We start from the raw sequence: 20,947 nt of genomic DNA on the forward strand, positions 1-20,947 counted from the left end.
AGGAGCGACCCGATGGGCGCGGACGTGAATTGGTATTCTGATGATGTTGCCACCTTCGGAGATCGGCTTGCCACCGCGCGTGAGGCCGCGGGGCTGAGCCAGTCGCAACTGTCGCGGCGGCTTGGGGTCAAGATCGCGACACTGCGCGGGTGGGAGAATGACGTTGCCGAACCGCGCGCGAACCGTGTGCAGATGCTGGCGGGGATGTTGAATGTCTCTCTCGGGTGGTTGCTGTCGGGAGACGCCTCGGAAGACGGTGCACCCGAAGCGGGCCCGGTCGGGGCTGGAACGGGAGGAACTGATCCGTTATTTGACGTGCTCACGGATCTGAGAATGCTGCGCGCGGAGCTGTCGCGGATCAATGGCGAAATGGCCCTGCTGGAAAAACGCCTGCGAAGCGCGATGGAGAAACCGGAATGACCGACTACAGATTGTCAGAAGCTGATCTGGACCGCGTGCCGGAAGACGAGCCGCGCGAGACCCGCATCAAACGACTGAAGATCCGCTCTTGGCGGCGCGGCATCAAGGAGATGGACCTGATCCTTGGCGGTTACGCGGATGCGCATCTGGCCGAAATGAGCGATGAGGATCTGGATGCGTTCGATCGGCTTCTGAAAGAGAACGATCAGGACCTTTATCAATGGGTGTCCGGGCAAGCTCCGGTACCCGAGGCGCACGCGCTCCTGATTGCAAAGCTCGCCGGGCGCTGACGTTTTTTGATGTATTTTTCAGGCGGCATTAACGGATTGTTCTAACTTATCGCCGACGGTCATCCGCACAACGAGCTCAGCGGAGGCCGCCCATGACAGTACAGACAAACCTGGATGCGAAGCCTGATGTCGGGATTTTGTCTGGCTATCTGGACTCGCTTGCACTTGTGGAACGTCTGCACCGTTTGCTGCTCGACGTGATCAAGGACGAGTTCGAGCGGGTCGGATTGCTGGAGATCAACGCCGTGCAAGCGTTGCTTTTGTACAATATCGGCGAGAATGAGGTGACCGCAGGCGAGTTGAAGTCGCGCGGGTACTATCAAGGCTCGAACGTGTCATACAACCTTAAAAAATTGGTCGATATGGGCTACATGCACCACCAGCGGTGCGAGATCGACCGCCGCTCCGTGCGGGTACGGCTGACGGAAAAGGGCCGCCATGTTCGTGAAACTGTTTCAGAATTGTTTGCGCGCCACGCACAAGGTCTGCATAATAAGTCCATTGTTGACGCAGACGGTCTAGAGATCGCCAATTCCATGCTTCGCCGTGTGGAACGCTATTGGGGCGATCAGATCCGATATATTTATTGAAGGAACTGGGAAGGGCTTTCCAATGGTTCAATTTATGCAATCGCATGGCGTGGTCGTGTTGGGCGCCATCGTGCTCGGAACGGTGTTGTGGGCCGTCGGCACAAGTCTGGTGCCGCCTCGTAAACGGCGTGTGACACTTTCACTGAAACTTCCCAAATCTGCCCGGACCCCGGCGCATCGTGCCGTCGCGGCGCGCGGCTAGACTCGCTTCACGGGTCACACCGGCCCGTCGTGTCCCCCTGGATCGATGCGTTGCGCCTGCGCGGCACCGGGCGCGAACCGGCGCCGGTCGTCACGGCAGGCGGGTCACCAATGGCCTGTATTCTCCATGGAAAGCCAGGGCTCCTGTGGCGCCAGACTGTCGCCTTTCTGGAGCAATTCGACCGAAATGTTATCTGGGGAGCGGACGAAGGCCATGTGACCATCGCGCGGGGGGCGATTGATGGTCACGCCATTGTCCATCAGGTGTTGGCAGAGCCCGTAGATATCATCGACGATGAAGGCGATGTGGCCAAAGTGGCGACCATCAGAGGGAAGTCCGGGGTCCTCGTCCCAATTGTAGGTCAGTTCAATATTGCCCTCCGCAGTGCCGTCGGGCGACATGAACACGTTCGTGAACCGTCCCGCCTCACTGTCGTAACGGCGTCGTTCTGTCAGTCCGAGCAGCTCGTAGAACCTGATCGTCTTGTCCAGATCCTTGGCCCGCTGCATCACGTGATAGTATTCAATGCCCATGTGTTCCCCCTGCTTGTCTGAAACCGGCGTGTCCCGCAGGTCGACCTGTTGCCATACCGATAGGCGACTGGAATTGGATCAGCGCGATGGCGCAGTGCCCCAGTTAAACCGTAGGTAGCCCATAGCCGTTGTGCGGGCAACGCCGCCAGGGCGCGTGATCCCTGCGTTATCCACAGAAAATTCCGCTCAATCGCGCATCGCCCACTTCCTGTGGTGGGGAACTTGGGTTAGCCTACCATATATAGTCGCCGTTGACGGCAAGTGAATGAGGCCGAGATGACCCAAATGCCAAATGACATTTCCAATCTTACTTCGCCAGAGGATGAAATTGCCCAACTCCGCGCGGATCCGCAGCCCACGCTGCGCGCGGTCTCACCCGGAATGGAGAAACACCTTTATCTGCCGCGCAAGGTACTGGACAACGGGTTTGTCCGGGTCGTGGACTATATGGGGGATGACGCGGCGATCGTTCAGGCGGCCCGGGTCAGCTACGGGGCCGGTACCAAGAAAGCTCGGGATGACAGCGGGTTGATCCGGTACCTGATGCGGCATTGGCACTCCACTCCGTTTGAGATGTGTGAGTTGAAACTGCACGTGAAACTGCCGGTGTTCGTTGCGCGCCAGTGGATCCGGCACCGCACCGCGAACGTCAATGAATACTCCGCGCGGTATTCGATCCTCGACCGCGAGTTCTATATACCCGCCCCCGAGCATCTTGCAGCGCAATCCACGACCAACAATCAGGGTCGGGGCGACGTGCTACAGGGTGCGGAAGCTGAACGCGTGCTGCGTATTCTCAAAGACGATAGTACCCGGGCCTACGATCACTACGAAGAGATGCTCAGCCAGGATGGTCAGCAGGGACTGGCGCGCGAACTGGCCCGCATGAATTTGCCCGCCAACATCTACACACAGTGGTACTGGAAGGTTGACCTTCACAATCTGTTCCACTTTCTGCGCCTTCGCGCGGACCCACATGCGCAGTACGAAATCCGCGTCTATGCCGACGCGATTTGCGAGATGGTCAAGGACTGGGTGCCTGCGGCCTACGCGGCGTTCGAAGATTACCGCATGGGGGCCGTTCAGGTTAGCGCCAAAGGCGCGGAATGCTTGCGTCGCCGCCTCGCCGGGGAAGTCGTCACGCAGGAAAACTCCGGTATGAGCAAAGGTGAATGGCGAGAGTTTGTCGCAGACTGGGGCGCGTAGCGTCCTGGTGCGCATGACGTAGCGTCAACGACACCGAATTGCCCCTGTTAGCCGATGTCACGCTTCTGTTACTTAGGTTTCAGCTCTACGACCGCGAGGTTGTTACGCGGCCAATATGACCACTCACAGAGAACGCCCAGAGAACCCCTCTGGGCGTTTTTTGCGCCGTTTGCCAGGTGTTGGATCAGCCGTTGACCTGAAGCTCGACCGCCGACGCCCGCCCGTCGCGGCCCTCGCGCAATTCATAGGTCACCTTGGTGTTGTCCGCGAGGCCGGTGAGACCGGCGCGTTCCACAGCCGAAATATGCACAAAAACGTCCTTGCCGCCTTCGTCAGGCGCAATAAAGCCGTAGCCTTTGGTTGTATTGAACCATTTCACGGTGCCGGTAGGCATGTCCGCGTCTCCCTTTCATAATGTTTTGCCGCGCAAGCGGCCTGCGTGTGAACGAGGCCTTCCACGCAGTCACCGGGAGCCCGAGGGTTGGGCGGACGTCAGAAGTCTTGTATCACACCAAAAAGGTTGGGTCGCGGTCGGGCCAAGTCCAGAAAAAAAACTGTGACAACCGCACAAACGCAGGCTTGGGCCCGCTGGCATACAGGTATGAGGAAAAAATGCGCATCTACGGACTGAAGACCTGCGACACCTGCCGCAAGGCAGCAAAGGGGTTAAATGCCGCCATGCAGGACATCCGCGCGGAGCCGTTGAACCCGGATCAGATCGACCAGTTCCTGGCTGCGTTCGGAGAGGCGCTGGTCAATCGCAGATCGACCACATGGCGTGGACTGACAGAGGCGGAACGCGAAATGCCGCCCAAGCAACTGCTTGAACGGCATCCGACTGTCATGAAGCGTCCCGTCATCGAGGACGCGACAGGCGCGCTTTATCTTGGCTGGGGCTCGGATGTGAAGGCGCGGCTGCTCTGACGGACAATCGCGTCGACAGAGATCGGGCCAGCCCCGCGGAGCACGAGGTATCCCAAAGTGAACACCCAGAAGGCGCGCTGGTCGACGATCAGCGCGGATGGGTTCTTGTCGAACCATGTGCCGATATCTGCGGCAGCCAATCCGTGACCGTTGATATCAACAAGGCTCTGGACGACGACAAAACCGATCATGGCAAGCGCGGCGGGACGGGTCGCAAGGCCAATAACGATCAGCACCGGCAGCACGAATTCCGCGATGGTGCCGGACACAACGATCGCCCAATGGTGGAAACCCAGAAGGGATGCGTCGTAGCCCAACGCCTCCATCGTCTTTGGAAAGATTTGCGCATAGGCACCGAAGGATGGATTGAACAGTCCGAAAAAGCCGTCGCCGAGCTTCGTCGTGGCGGAATTCCAGTAGTATGTGAAGAGAACACCGGCAAAAACGAGCCGGGCTAGGGTTGGCATCAACCAGTCACCGAGGCGTTCAAGCAGGTCGGTCAGGCGGTAGTAAAGGGCAATCATGGGGAGGTCTCCGGGGAAGGGGCTGTAAAGAGGCGATGTGCAAAGGCAAGCTGCAATGCCTCGGTTGGGTCGAACGACGGGTACACGGTTTTGGCCGCAGCCGTGGCATCCGCCAGCGACCGGCCCTCGGCGAGAGCTGTGAAAAAGGAATGGGCCCCGGTCGGCAACACCACCGGTGCCGGATCGTATTCAGCGCGTGCCACCACAATGTCCTGGCCTGCGTCGGGCAGGTGCGTGGCAGCGGCGGTCAGCGTCCGCGTCCAGATCGCGGCAACAGGCCACCGCGATGCCATCAGGCGTGCGGATGGCGCAAGCGGCAGGGGCAGTGCGCCGAGGTCCTCGGGGGGGATCTTGCCCAAAACGTTGGGATCCAGTGGGGTATGATCGGCCGCGTGATAGCTTTCGCGGATCAGGATTTCCAAGCGCGCGACATCTGGCAGATAGCCAAGATGCGCAACCGGCTCGAAGGATTCGAGAAACGCGGGAAACGCCGCGCCGTATTGCGCCATCACCGGCGTCTTGGGCGGGTGCTTCCGCAAATAGACCTGTGCCATGGCGCCGAAAAACTGATCCCCGACGAGACTGGCAACCGCCGGGAAGGCCTGTGCGAGTGCGTCGGTCAGGGAGGCCACCACATTGTTGCGATAGACGTTGAACCGTTTGACGGACACGCGGCCATCGGGGTCAACAATGCCCGCAGGTACCGGCGCATCGGGCTGTAACAGCGCGGTGGTGAACAGGCTTTGGCTCATTGAACCAGCTCTGCCAATACTGCGTCGGCGCGGGCGGCTTCGGCGGCCAGAACGGGCCAGTCCGGCACATCCGTGTCCCATTCGATCAGGGTCGGTTTTGGTCCGGCGCGGCGGATCGTGTGTTCGTAGAGCGCCCAGACAGGATCAATGACCTCGGTTCCGTGGCTGTCGATCAGCAAGGGCGCGCCGAATTCGTCGGCATCCTCGTCATGACCGCCTAGGTGGATTTCGCCCACAGATGCGACCGGGAAGGCATCGATATACGCGACCGGGTCCATTTTCTGGTTGGTGCAGGAGACAAACACATTGTTCACATCGAGCAGCAGCCCGCAGCCGGTGCGCGCGGCAAGCTCCGTCAGAAACGCAATCTCGGACATCTCGGTTTCGGTGAAAGCCACGTAGGTTGACGGGTTTTCAAGCAGCATCCGGCGGCCAAGCACGTCCTGAACCTGATCGATATGGGACGCGACACGGGCCAGAGTGGTTTCGGTGTAGGGCAGCGGCAGCAGATCATTCAGAAACCCGACATCATGCGTCGACCAGGCAAGGTGCTCAGAAAAACTGGCCGGGTTCAGCCAGCCGACGAGATGCTTCAGGCGGTCGAGGTGGTCTTGGTCGAGCGGGGCCTCGCCGCCGATGGACAGGCCGACCCCGTGGACGGAGATTGGAAACCGTTCGGCAAGCGCGCGAAGTTGTGCGATCGGGCGGCCACCGGCCCCCATGTAATTCTCTGCGTGGATTTCCAGCCAGGCAACCGGGCCGGGGTTGGTGGTGATGTCGCGAAAATGCTGGGCCTTGTAACCTACGCCGGGACGTGCGGGCAGGGCGGAAAGGGCGGCTTGGTCAAGCATGGCAAATTCGTTCTCAGACGTAGGCAGGGGCCCGGACCCGCGACACGCGCAGGCCCGGGCGGTGTGCGCCGGAATGCGTTATGCCGGCAGGTCGCGGTCCAGTTCTTCGAGCGAGCCCATGCGGTCGCCGGGCAGTTCCATTGTTTCGCAGGTGCCCGCCGGGACAAGGGTCCAAGCGTTGCCCTGATAGTCGACGGTCGAGGTTCCGGCACAGGTCGTGCCCGGGCCAGCCGCGCAATCGTTTTCGCCAGCAAGGCTCACGCCAAAGCACTTTTCCTGTGCTTGCGCCGCGGCAGTCGTTGCGTGGCCGGAGATTGCGGCGGCGACAGCACCGGCGAGAGCGAAAGCAGTGATGGATTTCGACATGGTTTGCATCCTTTGGTTGGTAATTTCCGCCCCGAGGGGTTCGGGGCACGCTGTGTTGCGATGGGCTGAATGTAAGACAAGCGGCGGGCCGCTCGCCACTCACGGCCGCGTGGGTCACGCGTGTGTGCGCTTAGCGAAACAATGTTACAGAACTTTCGGCACGTACCCGGTATTTCTCACGCTTGCGTGGGGCTTTGGGAGGAATCTTGCCGTTTGCGTGCGAGTTCTGCGAGATGCTGCGCCGCAGCTGAAACATGATGGAAACATGAAAAACGCGGAGTCACCCCCGCGTTCTCAATTGTTTCAGATCAGAACTGGCGTTTCAGTCCGCGCGCAGGTCCGGCGGCGTCGCCTGGTGCGCAAGATCCGCGATCAAGTCCTCCAGAGCAACGACCTGTGTCTGTTTCTCACCCAGCTTGCGCACGGTAACAGTTTTGTCTTCGACCTCTTTGCGGCCGACCGCGAGGATGTAGGGCACCTTGCCAAGCGAGTGTTCGCGCACCTTGTAGTTGATCTTTTCATTGCGCGTGTCTGCCTCGGCCCGCAGCCCGGCCTTTTGCAGCGCCGCCACCGTCTCCTGCACGTAGTCGTCGGCTTCCGATACGATCGAAGCCACCACCACCTGCCGCGGGGCCAACCACAAGGGCAGTTTGCCTTCCCAGTTTTCGATCAGGATTCCGATGAACCTCTCGAATGATCCAAGGCATGCGCGGTGCAGCATGTACGGGCGGTGCTTCGCCCCATCCGCGGCGATGTAGCTGGCGTCCAACCGCTCCGGCAGGTTCGGGTCGACCTGGAAGGTGCCACATTGCCAGACCCGGCCAATCGCGTCGGTCAGGTAGAAATCGAGCTTGGGACCATAAAAGGCGCCGTCGCCCGGCTCCAGCGTGTAGTTGCGGCCAACGGCCTTGATGGCATTCTCAAGCGCGCCTTCCACATAGTCCCAGCTTTCGTCCGTGCCGACCCGCTTTTCCGGGCGCGTGGCAAACTTGATCTCAAACTCCGGAAAGCCCAGTTCGCGGTAGATGTCGGCGAGAAAATCGATGAAGCGGGCGCATTCTTGCTGAATTTGTTCTTCGGTGCAGAATATGTGCGCATCGTCTTGCGTGAAGCCGCGCACACGCATGATCCCGTGCAGCGCTCCGGAGGGTTCGAAACGCGCGCAGGACCCGAATTCCGCCAGCCGCAGAGGAAGATCCCTGTAGCTCTTGAGCCCCTGGTTGAACACCTGCACATGGCAGGGGCAGTTCATCGGCTTGAGGGCGTTGATGCGGGTCTGTTCACGGTTGCGCGCGCCTGCGTCATCGTTTTCGCCATCCCGGCTTTCGTCGACCTCGACCAAGAACATGTGATGCTGGTATTTTTCCCAATGGCCAGAGGCTTCCCACAACTTCCGGTCGACGACCTGCGGTGTGTTGATTTCCTGGTATCCACCGGCGCGCTGTTTTCGGCGCATGTAGTCCTGCAACGCGGTGTAAACGGTCCATCCGTTGGGATGCCAGAAAACCTGCCCGGGGGCCTCTTCCTGCATGTGGAACAGGTTCATCTCGCGGCCCAGTTTGCGGTGATCGCGTTTGGCGGCTTCCTCCAGCATGTTCAGATGCTTGCGCAGGTCTTCGCGGTTCTTGAACGCGACGCCGTAGATGCGCTGCAACATTGATCGGCTGCTGTCGCCGCGCCAGTACGCGCCGGCCACGTTCATCAACTTGAACGCGTCTGCCGGAACCTGACCGGTGTGCTGCAAATGCGGACCGCGGCAAAGGTCCTGCCAGTCGCCGTGCCAGTACATGCGGAGCGGTTCGTCGCCGGGGATCGCCTCGATCAACTCGACCTTGTAGGGCTCGCCATTCGCTTCGTAATGGGCGATGGCGCGGGGGCGCTCCCACACCTCGGTACGCACAGCATCCCGGGCGTTGATGATCTCCTTCATCTTGGCCTCGATCTGGCCGAGATCCTCGGGCGTGAATGGCTCTGCACGGTCGAAGTCGTAATAGAACCCGTGCTCGATCACCGGGCCAATGGTCACTTTCACATCCGGCCAGATCGCCTGGACCGCACGCGCCATGATGTGCGCGCAATCGTGCCGGATCAGCTCCAGCGCCTGCGCGTCATCTTTCAGTGTGTGGATCGCGATGGAGGCGTCTTCTTCGATTGGCCATTGCAGATCCCAATGCGCGCCGTTCACGGTCGCGGAGATCGCTTTCTTGGCGAGCGAGTTGGAAATGCCAGCGGCCACTTCGGCAGGGGTGATACCGGCTGCGAAGGACCGTGCGTTGCCATCAGGAAAGGTGAGGGAAATGTCGGCCATGTCAGGCTCTCCTCGTCGGTTTGGCGCCTACGAAGCGCCCGGTTGCGGGTGATGAAGTGCAGGTGGCATCGCGCGTCACGCGTCGGGTGTCAATATCGGGTGTGCGATCGGCGGCAACTGTGACGCAAGCGCCCGTTCAGTGGCCGCTGAAGGTGCCGCCCCGGCGCGGATTGATGTGCCAACTGCTGGCATGTCGAGGCGTGCGGCGATGGGTGTGACGATACCCGCTGGAAGAATAGACGCGTTTGGTGCGTTTCTTGTAGCGCTTCTTGTGGGACGTCTTTTGCGCCTTTGGCTTGGGCGAAGTGGCAACCACGACGAGTGCATTGCCGGCCGCATCGGCGGACTGCGCAAACGGGTCCGCTTGCGATGACTCCACCTGCGGTAGTCGGCCCATGACGACATTGGTGGCAGCCTGGGTCGAGGGGATCGTGCTCTGCGTCACGAACCTTGCGGTCAGTGTTTTGGAAAGCTTGACGGACTTGCCAGGCGTATTCGCGGCCACCGGCTCGGCAAATGCCACCGAACCGAGGCCCGCCACAAGGACTATGGTCAGCATTGCGGTACGCAGCATTGGGAAGGCCAAGGGTCGGGTCACGATTTACTCCGTTGAGATAACCTTAACCCGAAAGCCGCGCGGGCACCACGCACGTTCGCGTGGGGACCCCCCGGTGCGCGCAAGGTCAATCGACCGGACTCCACTCCGGGCCGGGGTCATAGACGGTAATTGCGTCGGCGATTGTCAGGCTGTCTTCACCCAGATCGGCTTCGAGGATGACGCCATTTTCCGACACCATGAAGCTGTGCACACCGGTTTCGGCATATGTCGCGGGCACCGCCAGCAGGGCATGCCCGGCGACCATGTTTCCACCGACCCGATAATCCAGTGCACCACCCGGGGCGTTCGGGCCCTGGGCGTCCAGAATGCGAAAGTAATACCCGGAGAAGGGGTCCGGTGCGTGGTCGGTTTCGCCGTCGCTGTAGCCCGACAGCGCCGCACGGGCGAAGAGCGCGCCAAGCGGGCTTCCGGGGCCGGGCCAGAACAACCCATCACGCGCTTCTTCGGATGAGATGATACTGCCCGCGAATTCCATCACACCGTCGCCATCATGATCGGTGAGCCTGAATGCGGCCTGTACGTCGACATACGCATCCATCAACGCGATGACATCCAGTTCATTATGACCAATCTCGCGCGCCTCGATTTCAAGCCGGCCTGCGTCTATGTCAAAGCTCCATCCGGCTTCGCCGCGTGCGACCGGGATCGGGAACGGCCAGCCATCCGCCCCGAGCGCAAGTGTTACCGCGCCATCGGCTTCCGGGATCATTCGGTAGCCTTCAGCGACCAGTGCAATGATCCCTGTCCGGTTCAGCCGGTCTTCGACGGGATTCCCCGTCGATAGAACGTCCGCAGCGTCTGGCCCAAACACCTCAAGCAGTGCGTCGGTTCCGGGGGCCACCAGCGCCGCGGCGAACGCCTCCAACGCCTCTTGTGGTGTGGCGTAGGTTGCAGGGTCGGCCCAAGCGGCGGGCGATGCCACCGCGCCGAGCAGACAGGCAAGGACAGTTTTCCGGACCATGGTGTTACCTCCGCGCTTTCAGTTTGCCGGCCTTGCCTCGATTGGCGGCGGCCCGCGCCTTGTTCGATCCGCCACGCTGCTTGATCGCGGACTTTTGCGGAGCGACTTTCTTTTTTGCAGCGACCTTTTTGGTTGCGGGTTTCTTGACCGCGGGTTTCTCGGCGGCGGCAGGCCGGTTCGCGGTTTTCTTGATTGCGGCAGCCTTGTCCGCACTCGGCCGGGTCGAGGGGCGCTCAACCTGTGGCAGGCGTCCGGCTGACCCGCCGGATGGGCGGTCGATCTGGGGCAGGGAGGCCCGGTTGGTGGGCCGGCTTATATCGGCTGCCCCCGAGCGTGCCGCCAGATCATTGCGCAGGGCGTCGCCGCGCGAGGCGGCAGGGCGACTTGAAGGTTTGTCTATCGGGAGTTGCGTTGCGCCCGTATCGCCACGTCGCGCGGCAATCTTGTCTCGGGCGTCTTTCTCGCGCGAGGGATCAGGTTTCCATCCGATGTCGCCGACACTTGTCCTGTCGCCGAGATCCACGCGATTGCCGATGTTCACATTTCCATCGACATCGATGTCGATATCGGGATTTCGATAGATCGGGCCTCCACCCCAGCCGCCACAATTGCGGCAGCCCCAGTAGTTGTTCCAGTCATCGTCGTCATCGAAAATCGCGTCGATCACAACGAACGACGTGAAGACCAGCGCACTGGTGACAAGCGCATCGGACAGGGAATTGTCGTATACGACGGCAGGGTCGTATTGCGGAACGTAGACCACCTCAGGGTCGGCGGGCGTGATCACGACATTGTCTTCGGCGTCGGTCTCGACCGTCTGCGCTTCGCCGCTTATCAGGGCTCCGGTTTCGATTGCCTGGTTCCGCAAGACCTGAACTGCGTTCAAGACATCCTCGCTTTGCGCAAGCATCGCGGTTCCGACGGCATCGGTCCATTCAACGTGCACAGCCATATCAGCCAGAACATCGGGAAATGCGGTTGCGAGCACGGTGACGCTGGGATCCCATCCTTCGGCTTCAAGAGAGGTTTGCAGCGTGTCCGGGTCGCTTTCGGCATTTGCCGTGACGAACCGGTCAGCCTTGACGATATCGAGCGGGTAGGTCGCCGCGACGAGGATCTGGATCAGCAATGTATCGGGATACAGCGCGACCGGGGCCATGAGCGTTTCCAACTCCGCTTGCGTCAGCAACGCGGCGTCTTCTGCTGCGGCCTCTGGGGCGGGCGCGTCCACGGGGGCTGCGGCCTCTTGCGCGTGCACGCTACTGAGACCAACCGCCAATATCGTCGCAAGGACCGCAGAAAAACAGGTGCGCATTCATTCCTCCCCAGGTTGCAGCGTCGACGTTACGACAAAAAGCGGAGTTTCCAAACACAATGCGCACCGGTCTGAACTGGGCGGGTAGCGCCTAGCTGGTCAAGCGGAGGCGGGCATCGGCATAGGGAAGCGTGCCGGCTTGCCCGTTTCCAGGTACGATTTCAATCCCGCAGCGATGCGCGACCAGCCATTGGCGACATTCTCGTGGCCCGGCGGGATGTTGTAATGCTCGATCGTGAGACAGCATTGATCCGCTTCGGCGCTAACCAGGTACCGGCAGGTGGAGGTCGGCTCTTCGGACCCGCTGAAGAATGGGGCGAAAGTCATCACGATTTCCGATTTGGGTGTGATCCGCTCGACATGCATGTTCAGCATCAAATTGCCGCTCGGTCCGGTGTAGGACATGGTCGCGCCCTCTGCTCCGAGCGATCCTTCGGCGGCGGTGGCAAGGAAGTGGAACTTCGTGGCTTCGTCCTGATCGACGAGAGCGTGCCACAGGGCGTCCTGCGTGCACAGAATGAAAGTCTGGGACACGAAGTCCGGTTTGGTTGAGGCGAAATCGAGCATCTTGCGAGGTCCTTCAAGTTTGCTTTTCAAATTCAAAACACCGCGTGCGGCGGGTTTGGCGAGAAACGGATCGATCCAGCGGTCGATGACTTCCTGCAAGGGGACGGCGTTCAGGTAATGATACTTGAACCGCCCCTTCTTCACCGGCACGACAAGGCCGGCCTCTTCGAGCAGCTTGAGATGCTTCATCACGCCGAAGCGTGTCATCTCGACCGTGTCTTCGAGTTCTTGCAGCGACTGACCGTCCTTCTGGCGCAGGCTGTCCAGAAGGGCGCGTCGGGTTGGATCATTGAGGGCTTTGAAAATCGCATCCATACGAAGACTATACGTGAATAAATAGTCACGTGTCTATATGGTAACATGTTGTGCGACCTGAATGCGCGCGGTGCGTGCGGTTTTTCAGGCGTTTACTTGACCTTACGTGCGCGGGCGGCGGCAGCCTTGATCTCTTCGGCGATCTCTTCCGCTTCGTCCGGATCGAAATCGAGCGGCAGGTCGATGCCCTCAGCCTCGATATAGATTCGCACCATCCCCAGAGAGGTCGGGCCGATCTGCAGGTTTGCGGCGACGTCGCTTTCTTTGTTGATGCTCATCAGGGACTCCTCGGCTGGCGCAGGCATTTAAAACGCCCCGCAATGGGACGCAAGCGGCGCTGTGGTTGACTTGCGGGCCGGGCTTCGTGCTGATGCGGTCATGCAAGACCACATTTTCCGCGATGCAACGCGCGCTGACATACCCTGGCTGGTCGCACGTCACGATGCCCTCTACCGCGCAGAGGCCGGGTTCGATGGCAGCTTTGCCGGCGTGGTCGAGCGTGCGCTGAACGATTTCTTTGACGGGCGTGATCCGAAGTCCGAGCGCGCCTTCATTCCGGTTGTGGCGTCCAAGTCGGTCGGAAGCCTTTTTTGCACCCGAGGACCGGAGAAGCACATTGCGCAAATTCGCCTGTTCTGGCTTGAGCCCGCGCAACGTGGCACCGGGCTTGGGCGCGCCATGCTGGAGGCGGCCTTGCAGCACGCGCGAGCGGCAGGCATGCATCAGATGCTGGTTCGGACCTATGATCGCCACGCTGCGGCTGGCAGGCTCTATGCCAAGGCCGGGTTCGAATTGACCGAGGCGCGTGCGGTTGAGAATTTCGGGCAAAGCCTTGTGGAACAGGCTTGGCGGCGCGCGGTTTAAGGCGTAAAAAGTTCATGGGTGGGGTCGAGGCGTCTCTTGCATTTGGCATGGGCCGACGATAAACCCCCGCAGCGTGCCGCCTTAGCTCAGTTGGTTAGAGCGCCTGATTGTGGATCAGGAGGTCCCCCGTTCGAGCCGGGGAGGTGGTACCATCCCCCACCGCTTATCGACGCGCGCGCACCGGCGGGCTGTGCTGATCAAAGAAGTCTTCCATGCGATTGAGAAGCGGCTCGAGTTTTTCAGGGCCTTCCATCAGAACCTCGTGCTCGCCCTCCGGAACTTCAATCAGTTCGGCACCGGCCCACGCCTTGATCCGGTCGCGAATGGCATCCTGGCGAACCACGCGTTCATTCTCGCCCATGATCGTCAGGCACGGCAGATCGGGACTGGCCTGTCGCGCCAGATCCCGGGCTTCCCTGTAGGCGGCGTGGACCCAGCCGATGCTTGGGCCGGCCAGCGCAATCCTGGGTTCCTCGCGCACCTGCCGCACCATGTAGTCCAGCCCATCGCGTGCACGGGTCAGAAGGTTTTCTTCGAAAGGGGTGGCCAGAATGTACGGCTTGGCCCCGGTCGTGGGCGCAAGGCGGTCATGCAGGTTCAGAACCCGCGCGCCCGACCCGATCAGTCCGGCCACCGGGCGTGCCCAGATCGGCAGGTTCACGCCCCACATCGGCCCGGTAAACACGGCTGCCCGCACATCAAGACCGCGCAACAAGGCCCGAAGGCCGATTGCGCCCCCCATCGAATGCGCAAGAAGGTAGTAGGGTGTCGGCATCCCGGCTGCGCGGACGGCGGCGACCACCGCCTCCACATCATGCTGGTAGTCGTGAAAATGATCGACATGGCCGATCAGCGGGTTGGCGAGGATGCGGTCGGCAAATCCCTGACCGCGCCAGTCGATCGCGACGCTGGAATACCCCATCCCGGCGAAGTGTATGGCGAGACGCCCGTATTTTTCGACCGCTTCGGTCCGACCGGGAAAGATCAGGACGGTGCCGCGGTTGCCGGTCTCGAAAAACCCCACGCGCAGCCGCAACCCATCGCTTGTGTCGACCCAGACCGCACGTGCAGGCTCCGGCCCCTCGGCCAGATCATGACGGTAGGGGGCGGAGGGCAGCACGCGGGAGAGGCCTCAGCTCAGAACCGCGCCGAGCTTCATGGCGGTGCCCATATCGCCATCCAGCTTGAGCTGCCCGCTCATGAACGCAGCTGTCGGATTGACCTCCCCGGACATGATGCCCTGAAACGTGTCCGCGCTCGCGGTCAGGGTGCATTCGGCCTCTTCATCGCCGGCGCGCACACCGTCACTGTCGATCATTATCGCGCCTTCGTCCTCGATCACGAACTTGACCGTTCCATCGAAACCGCCGGACATCTTTTCGCTCAGGACCTCTACGGCCTTGTCAATCACGGTGCTCACACCCGTCTCCCTTAATGTGATGCGCCGGGTCTCGCTTTTTCCGACGCTTGCGTTACCATCCTGCCCATGTTGCTCAAGAATATACAACGCCTCAACGCTGCCTTTGCGGCACTTCTGATTGTGACGTCGGGTGCTTTTGCCCAAAGCGCCGAGGTCGACGAGTTGCTGGAGCGGTTGTCCGACCCCGACCTGTCGAACTGGGAGGCAGTGGAACAGCGCATCTACGAAGCATGGTCGCGATCCGGGTCGCCCTCGATCGACCTTTTGCTGACCCGCGGGCGCGACGCGATGGAGGCCGAAGACTACGATGTCGCGATCGAGCATCTGACAGCGCTGACCGATCACGCGCCCGAGTTTGCCGAAGGCTGGAACGCCCGCGCGACGGCCTATTACCTCGCGGATATGTATGGTCCCTCGATCCAGGATATCCGCATCGCGCTATCGCTGAACCCCAAGCATTTCGGGGCCCTGTCCGGATTGGGGCTCATGATGGACGAGCTGGGTTATTCCGAATTCGCGCTGGAGGCTTACCGCGCCGCGCAAGCTATACATCCCCACCGACCCAATATAAACGAGGCGGTAGAGCGGTTGGAACAGGAGCAGGAGGGCGAAGCGCTGTAAACAGCGCGCCCTTCGAGGCGGTGGATGATGCGAGACGCAGGCCGGATTGCGGCGGTCCTCGGCCCGACGAACACAGGCAAAACCCATTACGCGATCGAACGGATGCTGGCGCATCGAACGGGCGTTATCGGGTTGCCTCTGCGTCTGCTGGCGCGCGAGGTGTACGACCGCATCGTCGCGCTGCGTGGGCCGTCAGTGGTTGCACTTGTGACCGGGGAAGAGCGGATCGTGCCCGAGCGCGTGCAGTACTGGGTCTGCACCGTGGAGGCGATGCCACAGGAAATCGGCGCCGATTTCGTTGCGATTGACGAGATCCAGCTATGCGCCGATCCCGAGCGCGGCCATGTCTTCACCAACCGGCTGCTGCGCGCGCGCGGGCTGCACGAGACCCTGTTTCTGGGGGCCGAAACCATGCGTCCGGCCATAGCCGCGCTTGTCCCTCGGGCGCAATTCATGCGGCGCGAGCGGTTCTCGGACCTGTCCTATACTGGGGCGAAAAAGATCAGCCGGATGAAGCCACGGTCGGCCATTGTCGGGTTCTCGGTTGATTCGGTTTACGCCATGGCGGAACTGATCCGCCGCCAAAAGGGTGGCTGTGCGGTTGTAATGGGGGCGCTCAGCCCGCGCACGCGCAATGCGCAAGTGGATCTCTATCAGAACGGCGATGTGGATTTTCTGGTCGCAACGGATGCGATCGGGATGGGACTGAACCTCGACGTCAACCATGTCGCGTTTTCTGCGACCACCAAGTTTGATGGTCGACGTATGCGCCCACTGGCGCCGAACGAGTTGGCCCAGATCGCGGGCCGGGCCGGGCGCTACATGACACCCGGCACGTTCGGCGTGACCGGGGAGGCCCCCGTTCTGGACGACGAAGTGGTCGACGCGATCGAGCAATCCCGGTTCACCCCGATCCGTAAGTTGCAGTGGCGCAATCATGAATTGCAGTTCTCGCGCATAGACCGTCTCATCGCCTCGCTGGAGGCCGCGCCGCAGGATGACTGGCTGGCCCGGGCCCGTGAGGCCGACGATCTGGCCGCGCTCAAGCGCCTTTCGGCGCAGGCAGAGGTGGCTGCGCGGCTTTCGGATGCGCGCGATGTGATGCTTCTGTGGGATATCTGCCGGGTTCCGGATTTTCGTGGCATCTCGGCCGAGGAGCACGCGGGCCTGCTGGAGCGGATGTTCGGGTTTATCCATGACGAGGGGCAGGTGCCGGAGCCGTGGTTCGCCCGTCAGGTTGCGCGCATTGACCGGACAGATGGCGACATTGACACATTGTCGAAACGCTTGGCCTATATCCGTACGTGGACCTATTGCGCGCAGCGCTCGGGGTGGGTTCAGAATGAAACGCATTGGCGTGGCGAAACCCGCGCTATAGAAGACCGCTTGTCGGACGCTCTGCACGAGCGCCTGACACAACGATTTGTCGACCGGCGCACCTCTGTTCTTTTGCGCCGGTTGAAACAGAAGGAGAGCCTGGTGGCTGACGTGAACGACAAGGGTGAAGTGACGGTCGAAGGGGAGATGATCGGCCGTCTAGAAGGGTTCCGCTTTCGCCAGGACAAGACCACGACACCGGAAGAAGCCAAGACAGTCCGCGCGGCATCGCTCGCAGCGCTTGCGCCGGAATTTCACCTGCGCGCCGACCGGTTCTACAATGCGCCCGATACCGAGATCGATTTCACCGAACAGGGTGGGTTGATGTGGGGTGATCAGGCTGTCGGCAAGCTGGTCAAGGGGGCCGACCCGATGAAACCCGGTGTGCAGGCGTTTGTCGATGACGAGGCGGGCGCGGACGTGGCGCAGAAGGTCGAACGCCGGTTGCAGCACTTCATTGACCGAAAGGTCGCCGCCCTGTTCGAACCGCTGCTGGCCATGAGCCGCGACGAAAGCCTGACCGGCCTGACACGCGGTTTTGCCTACCAACTGGTGGAGGCGCTGGGGGTTATCCCGCGCGGGGCTGTCGCGCAGGACGTCAAGGCGCTGGATCAGGACGCACGCGGATTGCTGCGGAAGCACGGCGTGCGGTTCGGACAGTTCACGATCTTTCTGCCCCTGCTCTTGAAGCCCGCCCCAACCCGTCTGCGGTTGGTTCTGTCCTCGCTTTACCAGGGCAAGGATGTGTTCCCTGAATCACCTCCGCCCGGCCTCGTCACCATTCCGGTGATCGAGGGGATCGGGCAGGATGTCTACACAGCGTCGGGCTATCGTGCGGCAGGAACCCGCGCAATCCGGATCGACATGCTGGAGCGACTGGCGGATATGCTGCGCGCCCAGGACACCCGTAGCGGGTTCGAGGCGACGGCAGACATGCTGTCGATCACCGGCATGACGCTGGAACAGTTCGTGGACCTGATGCAGGGGCTCGGCTATGCCGGCGAACGCGGTGAGCGGCCAAAGGTCAAACCTGCCGTGCCCGCCAGCGCTGCCGGCGATCCGGAGACGCCAGCAGAAGTGCCTGCTGATCCTCCGTCAGAAGCTCCTGCGGAAACACCAAGTGAAACGCCTGAGACACCGCCGCAGGAAATGCCGGTCGAGCCCCCGACCGAGACGCCCGCCGAGCCTCCGGTCGAAGTGCCATCGCAGTCCGATGCGCCCGCACCCGATGCGGATCCTGCGGCGGAGGTTGAGGTATTTTATACTTTCCGCTGGGCGCCGAAGCCCCGCCGCGAGGGCGGTGCACAGCGCGGCAAGCGTCCGCAAGGCAAGGCGCAGGGAAAACCCGGCGGCAAGCCCCAAGGCAAAGGCCGCAAGGGTGGCAATCGCGACGCGCGCGACAAGGGCCCCAAGACCTATCAGGCGCGGCCCGATCGCAAGAAGGATCGGATCGACCCCGACAACCCGTTTGCGGCGGCGCTGATGGGGCTCAAGGATAAATCCTGATTGACCGAGGATACGCGCCAACGGCTCGATAAATGGCTCTGGTTTGCGCGCTTCTTCAAAACGCGCAGCCTGGCGGCCAAGACTGTGTCCGCAGGGGGCGTACGTGTGAACGGAACACGTGTCGCCAAGCCTGCGGCGCCGGTGGCGACCGGGGATGTTCTGACTTTTGCGCAAGGGCGCGAGATTCGTGTCATTCGTATCGAGGCGCCGGGCAAGCGGCGCGGCCCCGCCCCGGAGGCACAAGCGCTTTATACAGACGTAGCGCCCCCGTCCGCGCCCTCGGGGTCGCAGACGACGGAGCGAGTCGGGAAGCGTCCGACCAAGAAAGATCGTCGCGCTTTGGACAAAACCCGCGCCACCCCGCTTGAATGATCCCACGTCCGCGCGTAGATGCAATCGCAGCATCAAGGGAACAGTTCGCCATGACGTATGTGGTCACCGACAATTGCATCGCCTGTAAGTACACCGACTGTGTCGAAGTGTGCCCGGTCGATTGTTTTTACGAAGGTGAGAACATGCTTGTCATCCATCCCGACGAATGCATCGACTGTGGTGTGTGTGAGCCGGAATGTCCGGCAGACGCCATTCGGCCTGACACGGAACCGGACATGGAGAAGTGGGTCGAGTTCAATCGCAAGTATTCCGAAGCCTGGCCGGTCATCATCACCAAGAAAGACCAGTTGCCTGACGCGGAAGAGCGCGATGGAGAGCCGGGAAAGATGGAGAAGTATTTCTCCGAAGCTCCGGGCGAGGGCGGCTAAACCCGCCCGCAACCGCGTGTGACGGTCCGAAAAAGTGTGATGCTCGGAAGGCTTACGCTTTGAATCGGGCGAATCGCTTCTCAAACCGCCTTTTTTTTGATATACTCTCGTTACAAATGACGTGGAGAGACAATCCATCCAAGCGCCTCAGCTTAGTTCTGACGCGTTTTTTTTAGCGCTACAGTCAGAGAAACTGCTTCGCGCGCCGTTCCTTGCGGCGTTTGGACTGTCTGTCCCCTAAATGGAGAAAGCTGCATGAGCAAAGCGACCAAATCCAACGAGTTCCGCCCCAACGAATACGTGGTCTATCCGGCCCATGGTGTTGGCCAGATCGTCTCGATCGAGGAGCAGGAAATCGCCGGAATTGCGCTTGAGCTGTTCGTCATCTCCTTCGAAAAAGACAAGATGACCCTGCGGGTGCCAACCAATAAGGCAACCGAAGTCGGTATGCGCACGCTGTCCAGCCCGGACGTCGTGTCCAAGGCGATGGATGTGCTCAAGGGCAAAGCCCGCGTGAAGCGTGCCATGTGGTCCCGCCGCGCACAGGAATACGAACAGAAGATCAATTCCGGTGATCTGATCGCCATTGCCGAGGTCGTGCGCGACCTGCACCGCAACGACGACCAGCGCGAGCAGAGCTATTCCGAGCGGCAGCTCTATGAAGCTGCGCTTGAGCGGCTGACCCGCGAAATTGCGGCTGTCGGTGGCTCCGAAGAAGGCGACGCGCAGAAAAAGATCGACGACGTTCTGATCTCCCGCGCGGCCTGATCCGCACCAGATCCTAGAAAGGCCGCTTCCCACGGGGGAGCGGCTTTTTTCATGTCAGGACAGTCGCCAAAGCGATCAGGGCGGTGATTTCGGCGCTTTGCTGGACGGCGCCCAGAATGTCGCCGGTCTGGCCTCCTATCTTTGCCTTGGCGATGCGTGCAACGCCCAGGCTCACCAGCAGCACAGCCAGTGCAGCCGCAAGCCCGGCAGGCAGGCCAGTGCAGAGCGCGATGAACCCTGCCAGAAGGAGCGCGCCGCGCGCCGCGCTGACAGGCACCGTGCCGACATGAGCCGACAACCCATCTGGACGGGCGTGCGGCAAGGCATTCATCACGCCGGCCATTGCCGCGCGCGACACCGCCGCAGCCGCGACCATGCTCGTGATGAAGGTGACTGCGCCACCCGACAGCAATATGGTCAGCGCGGTCCAACGCAAACCGGTTGCGAGAACAAGGGCGAGGACGCCGTAAACGCCAACACGGCTGTCCTTCATGATCTCCAGCCGACGGGCCGGATCCCACCCGCCCCACAGCCCGTCCGCTGTATCGGCCAATCCGTCTTCGTGCATGGCGCCTGTGATCATTATCAGTGTTGCAAGGCTCATCCCGGCCGCCAGCGGTGTGGCGACACCCAGACTGGCCAGGGCAAGTCCGGGCAGAGCGGCAAGTGTTGCCAGCACCGCTCCGGCCATCGGCCACGCCCACGCCGCCCGTGCGCTGCGCGTTCCCGTTTGCGCGTGATCGACCGGCACGGGCAAGCGGCTCAACAAGCTCAGGCTGGCAAGAAGGTCTGTGAAAAGCGCGCGCATGCGGCGAAGTTCCTTTCATGGCATCTGTCGCGTGACAGCCCCGCCAAACTCGTTAAACAGGTGCCGTTTGAAGATCAAC

The 20,947-nt window shown here is 61.4% G+C and carries 26 protein-coding genes and 1 tRNA gene; 12 read left to right on the top strand and 15 right to left on the bottom strand.

Going from position 1 to position 20,947, the window contains the following annotated elements:
* Positions 1 to 12: 12 nt before the first annotated feature.
* The 3 genes from ACP15N_RS09870 (at position 13) to ACP15N_RS09880 (ending at position 1,300) form a co-directional block, all read left to right on the top strand.
* Entirely contained in the window at positions 13 to 420 is a 408-nt protein-coding gene (locus ACP15N_RS09870) for a helix-turn-helix domain-containing protein (protein WP_425092074.1), read from the top strand.
* The gene (locus ACP15N_RS09875) at positions 417 to 710 is read left to right on the top strand and encodes a succinate dehydrogenase assembly factor 2 (RefSeq protein ID WP_425092075.1); all 294 of its coding nucleotides are present in this window, start codon (positions 417 to 419) and stop codon (positions 708 to 710) included. The genes ACP15N_RS09870 and ACP15N_RS09875 overlap by 4 nt, the downstream gene beginning before the upstream one ends.
* A gap of 92 nt (positions 711 to 802) precedes the next feature.
* On the top strand, positions 803 to 1,300 hold the full coding sequence (locus ACP15N_RS09880) for a MarR family winged helix-turn-helix transcriptional regulator (protein ID WP_425092076.1): 498 nt from the start codon (positions 803 to 805) through the stop codon (positions 1,298 to 1,300).
* Between the two features lie 306 nt (positions 1,301 to 1,606).
* Here the strand turns inward: ACP15N_RS09880 and ACP15N_RS09885 are convergent, their stop codons facing one another.
* Entirely contained in the window at positions 1,607 to 2,035 is a 429-nt protein-coding gene (locus ACP15N_RS09885) for a VOC family protein (RefSeq protein ID WP_425092077.1), read from the bottom strand.
* Positions 2,036 to 2,320: 285 nt separating this feature from the next.
* Here ACP15N_RS09885 and thyX point away from each other — a divergent pair, with 285 nt between their 5' ends.
* Entirely contained in the window at positions 2,321 to 3,241 is a 921-nt protein-coding gene (thyX, locus tag ACP15N_RS09890; RefSeq protein WP_425092122.1) for an FAD-dependent thymidylate synthase, read from the top strand.
* A 184-nt stretch (positions 3,242 to 3,425) separates the two neighbouring features.
* Here the strand turns inward: thyX and ACP15N_RS09895 are convergent, their stop codons facing one another.
* On the bottom strand, positions 3,426 to 3,635 hold the full coding sequence (locus ACP15N_RS09895; protein WP_425092078.1) for a cold-shock protein: 210 nt from the start codon (positions 3,633 to 3,635) through the stop codon (positions 3,426 to 3,428).
* 218 nt (positions 3,636 to 3,853) lie between these two features.
* Here ACP15N_RS09895 and ACP15N_RS09900 point away from each other — a divergent pair, with 218 nt between their 5' ends.
* Positions 3,854 to 4,165: an arsenate reductase family protein gene (locus ACP15N_RS09900; protein WP_425092079.1), complete on the top strand. Its 312-nt coding sequence runs from the start codon at positions 3,854 to 3,856 to the stop codon at positions 4,163 to 4,165.
* Here the strand turns inward: ACP15N_RS09900 and ACP15N_RS09905 are convergent.
* The 10 genes from ACP15N_RS09905 to ACP15N_RS09950 all read right to left on the bottom strand — a co-directional run bounded on the left by ACP15N_RS09905 (position 4,123) and on the right by ACP15N_RS09950 (position 13,021).
* The gene (locus tag ACP15N_RS09905; protein WP_425092080.1) at positions 4,123 to 4,689 is read right to left on the bottom strand and encodes a DoxX family protein; all 567 of its coding nucleotides are present in this window, start codon (positions 4,687 to 4,689) and stop codon (positions 4,123 to 4,125) included. The two genes, ACP15N_RS09900 and ACP15N_RS09905, sit on opposite strands and share 43 nt — an antisense overlap.
* On the bottom strand, positions 4,686 to 5,441 hold the full coding sequence (locus ACP15N_RS09910; RefSeq protein ID WP_425092081.1) for a putative DNA-binding domain-containing protein: 756 nt from the start codon (positions 5,439 to 5,441) through the stop codon (positions 4,686 to 4,688). The genes ACP15N_RS09905 and ACP15N_RS09910 overlap by 4 nt, the downstream gene beginning before the upstream one ends.
* A complete protein-coding gene (locus ACP15N_RS09915; protein ID WP_425092082.1) occupies positions 5,438 to 6,292 on the bottom strand; it encodes a DUF692 domain-containing protein in 855 nt (284 codons plus the stop codon). The genes ACP15N_RS09910 and ACP15N_RS09915 overlap by 4 nt, the downstream gene beginning before the upstream one ends.
* A gap of 78 nt (positions 6,293 to 6,370) precedes the next feature.
* Complete coding sequence (locus tag ACP15N_RS09920) at positions 6,371 to 6,658, bottom strand: DUF2282 domain-containing protein (RefSeq protein WP_425092083.1); 288 nt, start codon at positions 6,656 to 6,658, stop codon at positions 6,371 to 6,373.
* Between the two features lie 322 nt (positions 6,659 to 6,980).
* Positions 6,981 to 8,966 (bottom strand): threonine--tRNA ligase, encoded by a 1,986-nt coding sequence (thrS, locus tag ACP15N_RS09925; protein ID WP_425092084.1) that lies wholly within the window; start codon positions 8,964 to 8,966, stop codon positions 6,981 to 6,983.
* Between the two features lie 136 nt (positions 8,967 to 9,102).
* Positions 9,103 to 9,564: a hypothetical protein gene (locus ACP15N_RS09930; protein ID WP_425092085.1), complete on the bottom strand. Its 462-nt coding sequence runs from the start codon at positions 9,562 to 9,564 to the stop codon at positions 9,103 to 9,105.
* Between the two features lie 85 nt (positions 9,565 to 9,649).
* A complete protein-coding gene (locus ACP15N_RS09935; protein ID WP_425092086.1) occupies positions 9,650 to 10,546 on the bottom strand; it encodes a DUF2950 family protein in 897 nt (298 codons plus the stop codon).
* A 4-nt stretch (positions 10,547 to 10,550) separates the two neighbouring features.
* Entirely contained in the window at positions 10,551 to 11,861 is a 1,311-nt protein-coding gene (locus ACP15N_RS09940; RefSeq protein ID WP_425092087.1) for a DUF3300 domain-containing protein, read from the bottom strand.
* A gap of 99 nt (positions 11,862 to 11,960) precedes the next feature.
* Positions 11,961 to 12,743 (bottom strand): ArsR/SmtB family transcription factor, encoded by a 783-nt coding sequence (locus ACP15N_RS09945; protein WP_425092088.1) that lies wholly within the window; start codon positions 12,741 to 12,743, stop codon positions 11,961 to 11,963.
* 92 nt (positions 12,744 to 12,835) lie between these two features.
* Positions 12,836 to 13,021: a DUF6324 family protein gene (locus ACP15N_RS09950; protein WP_425092089.1), complete on the bottom strand. Its 186-nt coding sequence runs from the start codon at positions 13,019 to 13,021 to the stop codon at positions 12,836 to 12,838.
* Between the two features lie 100 nt (positions 13,022 to 13,121).
* Here ACP15N_RS09950 and ACP15N_RS09955 point away from each other — a divergent pair, with 100 nt between their 5' ends.
* A complete protein-coding gene (locus ACP15N_RS09955) occupies positions 13,122 to 13,607 on the top strand; it encodes an N-acetyltransferase family protein (RefSeq protein WP_425092090.1) in 486 nt (161 codons plus the stop codon).
* A 75-nt stretch (positions 13,608 to 13,682) separates the two neighbouring features.
* Positions 13,683 to 13,759: transfer RNA gene (locus ACP15N_RS09960), tRNA-His, on the top strand.
* An 11-nt stretch (positions 13,760 to 13,770) separates the two neighbouring features.
* Here ACP15N_RS09960 and ACP15N_RS09965 read toward each other — a convergent pair.
* A complete protein-coding gene (locus ACP15N_RS09965; RefSeq protein ID WP_425092091.1) occupies positions 13,771 to 14,727 on the bottom strand; it encodes an alpha/beta fold hydrolase in 957 nt (318 codons plus the stop codon).
* Positions 14,728 to 14,739: 12 nt separating this feature from the next.
* On the bottom strand, positions 14,740 to 15,027 hold the full coding sequence (locus ACP15N_RS09970) for an SCP2 sterol-binding domain-containing protein (protein ID WP_425092092.1): 288 nt from the start codon (positions 15,025 to 15,027) through the stop codon (positions 14,740 to 14,742).
* Between the two features lie 66 nt (positions 15,028 to 15,093).
* On the opposite strand from ACP15N_RS09970, the gene ACP15N_RS09975 reads away from it, so the two are divergent.
* From ACP15N_RS09975 to ACP15N_RS09995, 5 genes are all read left to right on the top strand, one after another.
* Positions 15,094 to 15,648, top strand: coding sequence for a tetratricopeptide repeat protein (locus ACP15N_RS09975; protein WP_425092093.1), 555 nt, complete (start codon positions 15,094 to 15,096; stop codon positions 15,646 to 15,648).
* 27 nt (positions 15,649 to 15,675) lie between these two features.
* On the top strand, positions 15,676 to 18,531 hold the full coding sequence (locus ACP15N_RS09980) for a helicase-related protein (RefSeq protein WP_425092094.1): 2,856 nt from the start codon (positions 15,676 to 15,678) through the stop codon (positions 18,529 to 18,531).
* Entirely contained in the window at positions 18,532 to 18,903 is a 372-nt protein-coding gene (locus ACP15N_RS09985) for an RNA-binding S4 domain-containing protein (protein WP_425092095.1), read from the top strand.
* Positions 18,904 to 18,953: 50 nt separating this feature from the next.
* Positions 18,954 to 19,292, top strand: a complete 339-nt coding sequence (fdxA, locus tag ACP15N_RS09990) for a ferredoxin FdxA (protein ID WP_425092096.1) — start codon at positions 18,954 to 18,956, stop codon at positions 19,290 to 19,292.
* A 255-nt stretch (positions 19,293 to 19,547) separates the two neighbouring features.
* Entirely contained in the window at positions 19,548 to 20,060 is a 513-nt protein-coding gene (locus ACP15N_RS09995; RefSeq protein WP_425092097.1) for a CarD family transcriptional regulator, read from the top strand.
* Between the two features lie 49 nt (positions 20,061 to 20,109).
* Here the strand turns inward: ACP15N_RS09995 and ACP15N_RS10000 are convergent, their stop codons facing one another.
* Positions 20,110 to 20,868 (bottom strand): adenosylcobinamide-GDP ribazoletransferase, encoded by a 759-nt coding sequence (locus tag ACP15N_RS10000; protein WP_425092098.1) that lies wholly within the window; start codon positions 20,866 to 20,868, stop codon positions 20,110 to 20,112.
* Between the last annotated feature and the right edge of the window lie 79 nt (positions 20,869 to 20,947).

Source organism: Tropicimonas sp. S265A, from assembly GCF_049800835.1.
Taxonomy (GTDB): domain Bacteria; phylum Pseudomonadota; class Alphaproteobacteria; order Rhodobacterales; family Rhodobacteraceae; genus Dinoroseobacter.